The following is a 13,291-nucleotide window of genomic DNA, read 5'->3' as shown; positions in this document are numbered from 1 at the left end:
GGCAATTGACTCGCGAAAGAAAAACGCTATAGTGCGCACCCTCAGCGAAGCACTTCGCTGTTTGCCCAGGTGGCGGAATTGGTAGACGCGCTAGCTTCAGGTGCTAGTGACCGCAAGGTCGTGGAAGTTCAAGTCTTCTCCTGGGCACCATCTTTTCTCTCAAGTATTACTCTGCTTTCCCAAGGCGGCGCGCCCAGCGCAATGGCAGCGCGAGCGCATCACTCCTTGCCGCCCCGACCCTTCACAACCCTATAGAACGCAACCCTCTGGCTCTCCAGCCAGCACAGAACGCCCGTGCCCAGAAATCGGTCCGCAGCAATTTGTCACGGGCACAAAAAAGCCCGGGCGAGTGCCCGGGCTAAACTTGGGGTTCGGCAGCCGTAGCTGCCGTTATGTCTCGACCAAGAGAGTTTGTATCAGTAAGCCTTACGCATCCGGATCTGCTTCGCAGTCTCCGTCCTGCGAATCCGCTTCGCATTCTTCAGGCTCAAAGAAAAACTGGTAGCGCCACTCCTGGTTTGGCCAGGAGGTTTCCGACGGCACAAACTGCCAGTTTTTCATTGCCGCGAGGATTGGGGCGGCATACACCGCTACGTCTTCGCTGCTTTTTTCCTTCACCGCCACTTCAGAAACGCTGCCATCGCTTGCCACGGTGAAGGAGACGAAAAGTACACCTTCGACTTTATTTTCCAGCGCCTCTTCCACTTTTTCATTGTCGGAAAAGTCGGGACGCTCGAAGTACCAGAATGAAAGACCCTTGTCACGCAGCTCCTGCTGCTTCTGACGACGGTAGGCATTGCTCTCGGCGTTGCGGCATTCGCTGAAGCTCTCGAATGCCGAGCAGTCCGGGCGCTGCCAGTCCAGGCTGAACGCCTGGCTGGCGGCGATCAGGGAAGCAGCGGCAACCAGTAACTTAACCACGCTTCACCCCCTCGTAGTATTTGTAATCGAGACCCAGTGCACCTTTGGGCACGCAGTCATCGGCGGGAGGGTCGGTGGGTTTGCCATCACCAATATGACGGTTGAAGAAATCGATCATGCGGCAATATATCTCCAGCTGGCTGTCCTGCTCGCGGGCACCGTGGGCTGCGCGCGGCGCCAACAGGGTTTCCAGTGCATGATCTTCCGCTTCCAGCGCATCGCGCATGGCGTAGTAGTGCTGGATCGGCACACGCGTGTCACGCTCGCCCTGGACAAGAAATACCGGTGCCTTGATACGCTCGGCATTGCGCGCCGGGGAACGCTGGCGGTGGACTTCCGGATCGGTACCGGTCGCTTCGGCCAGGTACTTACGACCAGCCTCGCGCAGGCGGATATCACCGTGGGTCGAGAAGATTGCCATGTCGTAGACACCGACATAGCCGATGCCGCACTGGTAGAGGTCCGGTTCCTTGGTGATACCCATCATCGCCGCGTAGCCACCGTAGGAGGCACCGTAGATACAGATGCGATCCGGGTCGGCAATGCCTGACTTGATCGCCCAGTGAGTGGCGTCGGTCAGGTCGTCTTGCATTTCCATGCCCCAGTGCCCGTACCAGTCGTAGAGGAAGTCACGACCATAGCCGCCGGAACCACGGAAGTTCACGTGCATCACTGCGTAACCCGCGTTGGCAAGCAAAACCCGCTCCTTGTTGTAGCCCCAGTAATCGCGTGGGCCATGCGGGCCACCGTGCGGCAGGATGATCAGCGGCAGGTCCTTGGCTTCCTTGTTCACCGGCAGGGTGATGTAGCCATTGATTTCCAGACCATCGCGCGCGGTAAAACGTACCGGGTGGGTGGCCGGGATGGTTTCAGGATCAATCCACTCCGCAGTGTTGGCGAGGAACTTCAACGCGCCGTCAAACTGGTTGTAGATGTAATAAATGCCCGGGTGACGATCGTCGCTTACATGTACCACCCACTCGTTGCCGTCGGCGGTACGGTTGAGGATGCGAATCACCTTGTTCGGGAAAGTGCCCTGCAAACGCTTGTGCGTTTTGGTGTAGTGGTTGTCCTCATCGATATACACGACTTTGGGGTAGTCGTAATTGATGGTTGCTCCCCAGGGATTGCCATCGTCATCGAAATGGATCTTGTCGTAGTCGACCTTCGGGTGACGGTACACCAGTTTTTTCGCACCGGTTTCGACATTGACCTTGTACAGTCCCTTGGTGGGCGCTTCGACCGTGTCGGAGTACCACATCCAGTCTTCGTCTTTGGTCCAGGCAATCGGCGCGAATACACCCTCATCGTTGGCGAACACCTGCTTGTCCCAGCCCCCCTCGGAGTTACGCGTGGCCACCACGGTATCATCGAAGCTATCCGGCAGACGGCCCACCCAGTGGGAAATTTCCCCTTTCTTATCAAAGATGGGATTGGCCAGACGGATGGGTGAACGCGCAATCCGCGAGGTCTTGCCGGTATAGATGTTCAGCTTGTAGATGTATTGCAGCGGAAAGTTCAAACCGGAGCCCGAAGGGTAAACCACTACCCGATAATGCTCGTCGTCGATTTTGCCGGACAGGCCGGCACTCTCGTTACCGCCGTAATCGCCGGTGCCACGCCAGATAATTTCCTTGCGCGAGCCATCGATATTCATTGCAGCGATGGAGGAGGTCCCGGTGCCTTCGGCAGTGGCCGACTTCATGCTGAAGCTGAACAGTACCCGCTCGTTATTGGCCCATTGGATTCCACTGACCCCAACCGAGCCATCCATCTCCAGAGTGGATTTAATCTCCATGGTGCGGCGATCAATAATCACGCCATCGATGAGTCCATCTTCGCGCACTTTGCCCGCAGCAATGTGCTTGCCATCCGGGGAGATACGAATGTTGGCGTAGGCGACCGGTCGGAACAACTCATCCAACGAAACCGGCATTTCGCCAAGGCTATCGGCAAAGGTACCGTCGACCTTGTTATTTTTTTCTGCCGCCAGCGCTCCGGGAGCGCTCGCCAGGGCAACGGCACCGGTAACCAGCGCAGCCGCAAATGTTCTTAGTATTTTCATCACTTAACTCCTGTGGCCGGCGCCATTGCGGACGCCGGCCGACACCTCAACAGGAACTCAGTTACTCAGAAAGTAGCTGAAAGACAGGTTCACACTGCGCCCCAGTGGGCTCTGCAGGTGGCTCCAGTAGTACGGCCAACGCGGGCTGGTGTTGTCGGTGGTGGGCATGGTGTTGGTCAGGTTTCTGACCGTCATGCCCATTCTCAGACGCGCACTTGCCTGGTAAAAGCCGCTCAGGTTCGCGGTGTAATGCGGTTCCATTGAATTGGTACCGGTAAAGTTGTCCACCCGACCCTGACGCTGAATAAACAGTGAAGCACCGACCGACTCAAACGCGGTCAACGGGTTGCTCCAGTTGAAGGTCAGGTTGGTGCGGGTCGCCGGCGTGGACTGGCCCGGCAAACCGGTACGCATGTCGATCGCCTCGTCACCTTCGAACTGCAGCCAGTCGTAGGACAGGGTATTGACGTACTTCATCTGCACACCAAAGTTGCCGTACTGCACAGACTCGAACGACGCATTGATGGTGGCGTCCAGACCCTGCAGCTCGGTATACGCATGGTTCTGCGGCTCGATGATGATGTTGCTCACGCGGCCGGAGGCATCGCGGATCACCCGGTTGCTGACGTCCTCACAGAAACGGCTGCTGTTCTGCAGGCTGCCAGTGGCACAGCGCCACTCGCTCTCCATCAGGCCGAAGGCACTTTCGGTTACCACCAGATCGTTCAGGCGTACCTTGTACCAGTCCAGTGCAACATTGACGTTATTGGTCGGAGTAAAGATCAGGCCCAGACCCAGGTCCTTGCCGCTTTCCTCTTCCAGGTCGTCACGGCCACGGCGGGTGGAAACCACGTTGTACGCCGGGCAATCACCGGTGAAGTTCTCGCCATCAAAACAGTCACCGCCCACGAGGTCGGTAACGACCTGGTAGCCCGTGGACTCACCGTAGATGTTGAACATATCCGGCGCGCGGAAGGTCTGCGCGTAGCTGCCGCGGAACTTCAGCATGTCGAAGGGGCTGTACAGGAACTTCAGCGACGAAGTGTTGCGGCCGCCAATCGCAGTGGAGTCGTCGTAGCGATCCATACGCGTGGCGAACGTCAGCTCCAGGTCCTCAACCACCGGGATCAGGAACTCGGCACCAATAGCTTTACGGTCACGGCTGCCGCCGGCCTCGATCGCGCCGACGTTGAGCCAGCCGTTACCATCCAGGTTCAGGGAGCGCTCGTCCGGGTTGATTTCCGTGGACTGGCTCGCCCAGTCGGCAACAATCGCCACGGTGACCGGGTTGTAGAGAACCCCGAAATCACTCAGCTCACCCACAGCCTTGAGGCTGAGGGAGTCGGCACTGGAACTGGCAAAGGTGGTGGCCTTGCCCATCAAGGCATCGCGATCCACGGAGGCATCGCGGAAAATGTTATCCACCAGGCGGTTGTCAAAGAAGCTGTTATCCACCTGATAGATATTCTGGGCCAGTTCATTGACTTCACTGGCACCGTCCAGGAACCAGTCGCGCAGAACTTCCTCGCGGATGGCACCGTACTGCTGGGTCATGTTGTAGCGGGCTTTGGAGTAGCCGACATCCCAGTTCCAGACCGTATCGCCCAGCTCGACCTCGCCCTCGAGGCCCGCCATCAGCGTCCACATTTCCTGGTCGTAGCTCGAGGTGGTGAAGCCCAGGTCGTGGGAGAAGCTGCGACCGATATCCACAGCCTTGGTGAAATCGGCGTTGATGACACGGCCGCTCCAGTTGGACGCGGACACCGAGCTGCCGACATCCTGCTTGGACATCAGCACCGTGGCAAAGCCGCGAATGCTGTCGGTGAACTGGTAGCGACCATCAACGAAGGCCGAGGTGCGATCCATCTCCGAGCCCATCGCAATGCCCTCGGAGGCATCGAAGTTACAGCGGGTGGCACCGTCTTCACTGAAAGTCTCGGTGGTCACCAGGTTGTTGTCTTCGCAGCTATAGCCCTGCGGAGAAACCGGACCGGTGTAGCCATTTTCGAAGTCCTGGATGTTGGCACCGATGCCGGTGACCAGGAAGCGGCGATCATCCAGATATTCCACCTCATCCGCGCTGATGGCGTTGGAGGTGCGCTGCTCGAGGCTGACGGTGACGGAGCCGCGTTCAAACGCCTTGCCGGTAACGAACGAGAGGTCTTTGGTAAAGCCGTAGCCGTCCTCATAGGCACCCATATTGGCGGTGACCAGGGTCTGCTCCATATCGCGTTTGGTGATGACATTGATCACACCGCCCACGGCGTCGGAACCGTAGATTGCAGAAGCACTGCCGGTGAGCACTTCCACACGGGACATAGCGGTACCGGGAATGGTGCCCAGGTCAGCGCCATTCTGCTGGCCGCCAAACGGCAACGGGTAGTCGGCAATGCGGCGACCATTCACCAGCACCAGGGTGCGGCCGGATCCGAGCCCGCGCAGGTTGGCTTCGCTCGCGCCCACGGTAAAGCCGGACAGCAGGTTGCCGGAGCCACCTTCGCTGTAGCCGTTGTTGGCGGCCATGGAGTCGATCACGTCGGCAACGGTGGTCAGGCCCCGCGCCTTCATGTCGTCTTCATCGAGCACGGTCATCGGGTCCGGACCGTCGAAGGTGTTGCGGGGGATCAGGGAACCTGTCACCACCACCGTTTCAATCGCTTCACCAGAACGTGCGACCAGGCCCTTATCGGCATCCTGGACTTTGCTGCTGGAGCGCTTCTGTTTTTTCTCTTCTTGTTTGCGTTCGGTTTTCTGCTCGTCGGCAGCAACCTCTTGCGCGTGCAGCGGCATGGCAACGGCCAGCCCGAGTACCGCCGCGACGCAAAGCGAGAGTCTCTTTTTCTCAAACATATTCAATTCCTGTGGGCGCAAGCCCATGCGAATTCTTTGACTTACCGGATACAGGGGGCGCCGCGCGCCCCCATTACCTTTAACGACTTACAGGCTGCGAGAGATGGCAAAGTGACCGCTCAAGCCGTTCTTGTCGGTGTCACCACTGTGCACACCGAGCCCGCTCTTGATGGTCCACAGCTTGTATTTGCCATCAACGCCGAAGTCGATGCCATAGCTGGTTCCGGCCACATCACTGCCAAAGCGCACGCCGTTGGAGTACAGGTCGTGGTTATTGGCATTGTTGGTGTTGGTGGCGCTGAACGTCGCGTACGGGGACGCGAAACCTTCGGCGAGCTTGAAGGACTTGCGCAGGCTCATGCCGGCACGCGCGCGCTTGCTGTTACCGAGGTCGTAGGCGTAGTCGTAGTTGCCGTCAGATGAAGTGAACCCATCCATTTGAACCTTGACGTCGTCCCACTGCGCGAAGGAAGTCATGGCAATGCCCGACTCCAGCAGGTAGGTCCAGCCGCCTTCCAGGCTGAAGCCCTTCGCGGTACCGGAAGTGCTGCCTGCGGAGTTGCTGGCTCTGACACGCGCATCGAAATCGACTTGCTGCATCATTGCGCTGGCGTAGAAGTTATTCAGGCTGAAGGTGGCGTTCACGGCCAGGGTTTCGGTATCCAGTGCCGCACTGGACTGCTGCGCCAGCTGGCTGCCATCCGCAGTACCTTTACCGACCATCGGGCTGATGGAAAGCCAGCTACCGCCCAGCTTGGTGTTGTAGGTGGCACCAGCCATCTGGTTGCTGAGCAGCTGGGTGTAGGCCAGGTCTTGACCGGCCACGTCACCGCGGCTCGCCATATCGCTGTCGGTATGGAACATGGTGGACCAGGCTTGCAGGCCCTGGGTGCGACTGCTCTCGCCGATATTGCCGGCGCGCTCGCCATCGAAGAACGCAGAGGCGGAACGCATCCAGAAGCTCTCGGCCAGATGGGAGACGGAGCTCGCCGCTGTGCCCAGGTCAGACAGGCCGGCGGTGTAGGCGATTACCCAGTTACCACTGCCGTCCTGCTGCATCTCGGCACTCAGGATGGTGTCGGCAAAGTCGCCGCCCAGCCCTGCCAGGGATACATTTTCCACGTCCTGGTTGCCATTCACGGTCAGGATGGCATCAGTGGTGTGTGCACCCTTGCCCTGATCGGTAACGTTCATGGCGACGCGCAGGCCCGTGGTCTGGGTGTCACCCGCCTGATTCACGATATCCACCGCGTTCAGGTCACCGTTGATGGTAATGCTGTCGCTTGCCGTGGAGCTTACGTCGACCAGGAACAGACTGCCGGCGCTCTGGATGTTGGCGAAGGTGACATCACCGTTGATGGTCAGGCTGTCGCCCACCTGGTCGTCCATGCTGGAAATGGTGACGTAGTTGGCACCACCGGAGTAGTTGACCATGGAACCCTGGTCACCCAACTCGATCGAGCTATCGCCGGAGAAGACGATATCGCCCGCTTCGTTGATGAAGGTATTGCGGCCAGCACCCATATCGATGGTGGCATCGTTCAGGGTGATCTTGCCAACGCCGGCAATGTAACCGTTGTTGTCGTAACGGAAGCCGTTGCGCAGCAGGTCGTCGCTGTCACCGGTGATGATGGAACCGGTGATGTTGCCACTGTTGAAGATCAGGTTCGGGGTCACCTGGCCGGTTTCCACGTCCAGGTAGTCCGCGCCGATGACATTGAGGGCTACACCGCCAGTACCGGTAGTGATATTGCCGCGGTTAACAACAACCGCGGGTACGCCCACGCTGTAGACATTAATGCCGGTGCTGTTGTCGCCGGTACGAATGTCACCGTTGTTGATTACGTAAGTGGCGGCGCCCACGACGCTGATCGCGGTGGAGTCGTCACCCACTTCGATGTCACCGGTGTTGATGCTCTGGGCATTGATCGCGTAGGTGCGCATACCGGTGCTGTTGTCACCGGTCTGGATGGAGCCGGCATTCTGGGTAATACCCTGGATGTAGCCGATGGAGCGCATACCGTAGGTATCGTCACCGGTCACGATCTCGCCATTCTGCCCCTGGGCGGCCACGGACAGCGCGAAACCGCTGGCGTCGATACCGGAGGTCATGTCGCCGGTGGTAATGCTGCCATCGTTCACCAGTACCGAGTACAGGTTCGCCTGGATACCGCCGAGGTTCATCATCCCCGCGGAGTCATTGGTGTAGGTGCCGGAGTAAAGCTGGCCACTGCCAATGGTGATATCGCCGGTATTCTGCGCAAAGTTGGAGGCGCCGGAGATAGCGATACCGGCACTGTTGTCACCACTGGTAATCACGCCGGCATTGAGCGCCAGGGCAGTGTAGTTGTGATCAAACGCGGTGGTGAAAAGGCCAGGGCCGGTACTGTTGCTTACCAGCATACCGAAGGATTTGTCGCCGCTGGTCACGCTGCCGTTGTTAATGGCAGCGGCGTAGCTGTCCACACCGAGCAGTGTCGTCGCGCTGATACCAGTGGACAGTACGCTCCAGTCGGTATCACGGGTGTCTCCGGCCTTGATGGTCGCACCGCTGCCCACTGTAACGCTGCCGTCGTTCAGCACGATGGCGTCACCGTGTTGCGCCTCAGCCACCAGTCCCTTGGCGATATCGCCGGCCACAACCACACCCTCGCCGGTGTTGATCACGGTGTTGTTGGACCAGTTATCACCACCGGCATCGGCGGCAATCGCACGGGAATAGGCACGGAATGGTGCGTAGGAGCCAGCAGCCTCACCGATAAAACCATTACCCACAGATACGGAGCCACTGTTGATGACGGTCACGTCACCGTAGGTGGCGCCGACGCGGATGCCTTCGGACAGGTCGCCCAGATCGATGTCACCATTGTTGACTACCGTGGTATCGAAAAACTCGATTTCCTCACGGAAGCTCAATGAGGCATCCCCGGACGCATTCCAGGCATCGATAGACTCTTGGCCGTACATGGCGAAACCGATGTCGGTGCCCTTCAGATTACTGCCGGTGGCCATAACGCTGATGCCGGTGTTGCGCAGGGAGTTAGGATTGTCGAGGAATGCCCCAGCCTCATTGTATGGAACCACGTCGGTTACCACGGTATCGCTGCTGATGGTGCCGGAGTTATACACGGTCACCGAACCGCCGAAGCCCGCATAGGCAGCATTCACATCTTCGTTGCTGAATCCGCCGTAAATTTGCTCATTGGCTAGGCTTTCATTGCCCAGCAGCCGATGGTAAACGTAAGCGCTTGCACTGATACCCTGGCTGCCGGTGCCCTGCAGCTGGATATCGCCACTGTTGAGGACCAGGGTCTCACCCGCACCGATAGTGGAGATACCGGCGCCGTCGTCGCCTACCAGAATCTGACCGCTGTTTTCGATGGCGGTGCGCCCCATGGTCGCCGCGTAAATACCTGCCGCGTCGGTGGCTGCGGAGATATCGATGGTGCCGCTGTTGACGATGGTGATGTCACCCATGTCCGCAACGTAACCGCGACCTTCCTTGACGGTGGTGTTGTAGTAGTGCTTGGTCGGCGTGTCGATGCCGTCACCGTTCAGGTCAGTGGAATACCAGGCATCGCCCGCCTCAACGCCCTCACCCGGGGCCACATAGGTTTCGTAAGGGAGCGGCTCGCAGACCGGACCGAAAAAGCCACCACAACCCGGAGTCTGGGCATAAGTGACTGTGTACTGGGTTGTGAATCCGGCCCTGGAGTCGGCGCTTATGCCTGCACCACCCTCACCGGAACCTACGGTGATGTCGCCGCTGTTGCTGATGATAATCTCATCACCGGAGGGGTTCTCGGCGCTGATACCGATACTGCCGGCACCGACAGTGATATCGCCGGCATTGGCAATCTTGATGATGCTGTCACCGCCGTCGGCGTTATAAATCTTGCCTACATAATCTGTGCTGTTGTGATAGTACGCGGGGGCTTTGTATTTACTGGTACCCGGGGCGCCACTGGTCGGCCGGTAGGAAACGCCGTTGTCCACGTTGTAACCATACTGCATAGCCAGCTCGGCATTGGCGGCTGTGCTCGCGGCGATACCCGCGGAATCGGCGCCCACGTTGATGTCACCGGTGTTGTTGATGGTGATATCGCCGGAGTCGGTGTGGCTGCGAACGCCGTAGGCGATATCGCCAGCATTGATTGCACCCGCATTCTCGACGCGGATATCACCGTCGACGCTCAGCGCATCGATACCGACCACACTGGCCGAAGTCTCGAAACGGTAACGAGTGCCACCGCGACTCTCATTCGGCAGGAACACCTGCTTGGCATCGGCGTAGAGGCGAAGGTCGTTGACTCCGTCGCCATCGGTATCCACATCAATCGGGTTGGGTTTCACATCGGTGATGCTGTAGCGAGTGTGGTACTCGACCTTCAGGCCGCTGCCCATGTTGATAGCACCGGTATTGACGATATCGATGGAACCAGCATCCGTCTCCGCACTGATCGCCGCGATGTCGTCGAACTGCAATTCGCCCCGGTCGGCGATCACCACGGTCAGGTCTTCAATAGGGCCGCCGTTATCCTGCAGAGGCTTCCCTTCAAGCACGGACTGGTCGACCCCGAGGTAAGTGGCCAGATCACCCGGCACTACGCCTTCGGCAAAGGTGTTGGCATCGCCAACCGGGTTGCCATCGGCATCCAGCGCAACGGAACCGGTATAGGTGTAACCGCTGTAGTTACCCTCGCCGGACCGGCGCAGGCCGTATTCGTCACCGAAACTGATAATGTTTTCTTCCGGGATCGTCAGCTCTGCGCCGGCGCCCTGGGTGAGGTCACCGTGGTTCTCGATGGTGACGGAGCCCCCGGCAACAGTTTCGCCGTCGGCCGGAGCTGCACTTACCTCGATGCCGGTCGCGGTGCTGCCCTCGGCAACAACGACGGTAATATCGCCGGCGGTCACTTCACCGCTGACTGCGGTGTAGTCCTTGACCTGATAGTTGATGGTCTCATCAAAGATACCGCTGCACTGCACGGTGCCGCTGCTGAATTCGGTGGAAATAGGATCACACGCGCCCACCTGCTGGGCATAGGCGTTGTAACCGGGAGCACCAACCGCAATGGCGGTCACGGTGGCAGAAGTAAACAGAGCCTTGCGGACCGCAGAGGTCAACTGGCTCGGATTGCTGGGAAAGCCTTTATTATTCGCGGCCATAGATTTTTCTCCCCCGAGAGAATAGTTGTCGCGCTCAATCGCTGGTTATAAAAAATGTCCAGAACTGGATAAAAACACGCCAACACGCAAGCTCGCCAAGGCTTTCCTGTAACAGTTTGTAATGTTCGCTGTGACACAAAAGTCACCGTGTAACAGCGCAAACCGCCTGCACCATTATGGGGACCGCCTCAGCCCGAGATGCACAATATTAATCTCTGCCCCTCCCCCGCCTGACCGAAGATCCGTCTGCAAGGTCAAGTTTTGTAACAATTTGTTCGTTTTTTACCCAATCCCGTAGAGGGGATTCTCCCGCCATGTTAAAAACTGCCCCCTATAAAGCCATCAGGCTCAATAAAAACGGTGCTTTTCGTCGAGTTGATATGCACAGAACATCTTTGTTAGCCCTGCTACTCTGCGCTGGCCCGGCATTGTCACTGGCCAGTGACCGTGCCGCGCCTGAATGGGAATTGAGCCTGGCAGCCGGTCACGGTGTGCTGGAGAACCCCCTCGCCGGACGGGCAGATGGCGAGACCAATTTCCTCCCCTCATTCAGCTACTACGGCGACCGCTTCTTTATAAGCAACCTTGCCGTCGGCTACAGCCTGCTGGAAGAGCGCAACTTCTACGTCGACCTGGTGGCGCGCCCTAACGAGGACGGGCTTTACTACCACCTGGATGACAGTGAAATGACTATGGGTTCGCTGTCGTTTGCCCTCGGCAGCGCCGGCGGTTTTGGGCCGCAACTCGAGCCGATAGAGCGGGATATCTCCCTGATGGCCGGACCGAGCGTGACTCTGGTGGGCAAGTATGCGGACCTGTCCCTCGCCTCCTTTCACGACGTCACCGCAGTTCACTACGGCAGTGAGACTCACCTGAGTCTCGACAAGGTGTATCCGCTGTTTGGTGGCAAGCTCGGGCTCAGCCTGGGCGCCATCAAGAAGGACGCCGACCTGATCGGCTACTACTACCACGTCACCGAGGCGGAGGGCGGCATGATGGCGCGCAGCTTCGCGCGACAGAGCCCTCCGGAGGATGTGGTGGACACCTACGGCCGCCTGCACTTTTCCTACCCGTTGACCCGGAACGTGGAGTTCCGGCTCGGCGCCCGCTACCAGCTATTCGACGAGGAGGGAAGGAACCCAATGGTGCTCGGCAAGAGCGAGACGATGAGCTGGTTTGCCGGCTTCCAGTACCGATTTGGGAGTGACCGATGATCAAGTTTCTCTCGTTGCTGATGTTCGTCAGCCTGCCCTTTTCCGCGCATACAGCAGACCTGAACCTGACCCCCTCGCTGTGTGCAGTCGGTGAGGAACAGCAAACCTGCAGCCTGTCGGTGCGGGTAGCATTTGATGCGGATGAAGTCTCCCACTATTGCCTCACCATCCTGGGCAAGGGCCTGGTGCGCTGCTTCTGGAGTGGTACAAAAGAAGAGCTGGAAGTGTTCATTACCTCGGAAAAGGATCTGATCTTTCAGGTCACTGAGGGCGAAAGTGGAGAGGAAGTTGCTTCGGCTACGCTGAAAGTCGGGCACTACGAGCCCAAACGCCATCGTCGCCGCTATGGCTGGGGGCTGCTGTGAGCGCAACAAACACAAGCACGGGCTATAACATCTTACTGCTGGAGGACGATGAACAGCTGGCATCGCTGATTGTCCGCTTTCTCAGCGAACGCAACTGTACCGTTACCCATGCGGCGGATGGCAAGGCGTTCACTATGGCCATGCACCACCGGCATTTCGATCTTATCCTGGCCGACGTGGTGCTGCCGGACGCGAGCGGCTTCCAGTTGCTGCAGCAGCACAAGCACCAGCTCGGCTGCCCGTTGATTTTTATGAGTGCGCTGAGCTCGATCGAGGATCAGGTCTGCGGACTGGAGCTGGGAGCCTGCGATTACCTGGTCAAGCCGGTGGATCCTGAGCTGCTGTGGGCGAAGATTGAGGCCAACCTGCGCCACATACACCGGCCCAGTTCGGCGACATCCAGTCTCAACTTTGGCCCACTGTCTGTGGATACCGACAGCCGCGAAGCCAGAGTCAACGGAACCCCCCTGCCACTGACCAGCAACGAGTTTGACCTGCTGATGATTTTTGCCGATCAGCCGACACAATTACTCAGCCGGGAATATCTATTCCGGCGCGCGATCGGGCGCGAATTCGATGGCCTCGACCGGGTCGTCGATATGCGCGTGAGTCGGCTACGCAAAAAGCTCGCGGCCATTCCAGACGGGGTCATCATCCGCTCAATTCGCGGACGCGGCTATTCTCTGAATACGGTCAGCGGTACTTAG

General features: G+C 58.6%; 7 protein-coding genes and 1 tRNA gene. 4 read left to right on the top strand and 4 right to left on the bottom strand.

Going from position 1 to position 13,291, the window contains the following annotated elements; translation table 11 throughout:
• The first annotated feature begins 63 nt into the window (after positions 1–63).
• Positions 64–150: transfer RNA gene (locus GTQ55_RS00940), tRNA-Leu, on the top strand.
• Between the two features lie 276 nt (positions 151–426).
• Here GTQ55_RS00940 and GTQ55_RS00935 read toward each other — a convergent pair.
• The 4 genes from GTQ55_RS00935 to GTQ55_RS00920 all read right to left on the bottom strand — a co-directional run bounded on the left by GTQ55_RS00935 (position 427) and on the right by GTQ55_RS00920 (position 11,005).
• A complete protein-coding gene (locus tag GTQ55_RS00935; RefSeq protein WP_161857025.1) occupies positions 427–921 on the bottom strand; it encodes an energy transducer TonB in 495 nt (164 codons plus the stop codon).
• On the bottom strand, positions 914–2,986 hold the full coding sequence (locus GTQ55_RS00930) for an alpha/beta hydrolase family protein (protein WP_161857024.1): 2,073 nt from the start codon (positions 2,984–2,986) through the stop codon (positions 914–916). The genes GTQ55_RS00935 and GTQ55_RS00930 overlap by 8 nt, the downstream gene beginning before the upstream one ends.
• A gap of 57 nt (positions 2,987–3,043) precedes the next feature.
• Positions 3,044–5,836 (bottom strand): TonB-dependent receptor plug domain-containing protein, encoded by a 2,793-nt coding sequence (locus tag GTQ55_RS00925; RefSeq protein WP_161857023.1) that lies wholly within the window; start codon positions 5,834–5,836, stop codon positions 3,044–3,046.
• A gap of 87 nt (positions 5,837–5,923) precedes the next feature.
• Positions 5,924–11,005, bottom strand: a complete 5,082-nt coding sequence (locus tag GTQ55_RS00920; protein WP_161857022.1) for a beta strand repeat-containing protein — start codon at positions 11,003–11,005, stop codon at positions 5,924–5,926.
• Positions 11,006–11,385: 380 nt separating this feature from the next.
• Between GTQ55_RS00920 and GTQ55_RS00915 the strand changes: the two genes are divergently transcribed.
• Genes GTQ55_RS00915 through GTQ55_RS00905 form a run of 3 tightly spaced genes read left to right on the top strand, consistent with a single transcriptional unit; the run spans position 11,386 to position 13,291 of the window.
• Positions 11,386–12,219: a MipA/OmpV family protein gene (locus GTQ55_RS00915; protein WP_161857021.1), complete on the top strand. Its 834-nt coding sequence runs from the start codon at positions 11,386–11,388 to the stop codon at positions 12,217–12,219.
• Complete coding sequence (locus GTQ55_RS00910) at positions 12,216–12,584, top strand: DUF3019 domain-containing protein (protein WP_161857020.1); 369 nt, start codon at positions 12,216–12,218, stop codon at positions 12,582–12,584. The genes GTQ55_RS00915 and GTQ55_RS00910 overlap by 4 nt, the downstream gene beginning before the upstream one ends.
• Entirely contained in the window at positions 12,581–13,291 is a 711-nt protein-coding gene (locus GTQ55_RS00905; RefSeq protein WP_161857019.1) for a response regulator transcription factor, read from the top strand. The genes GTQ55_RS00910 and GTQ55_RS00905 overlap by 4 nt, the downstream gene beginning before the upstream one ends.

This window comes from Microbulbifer hydrolyticus (assembly GCF_009931115.1).
GTDB lineage: Bacteria > Pseudomonadota > Gammaproteobacteria > Pseudomonadales > Cellvibrionaceae > Microbulbifer > Microbulbifer hydrolyticus.
Note: the sequence above shows the minus strand (reverse complement) of the source record. Positions and strands in the feature narration are given on the sequence as shown.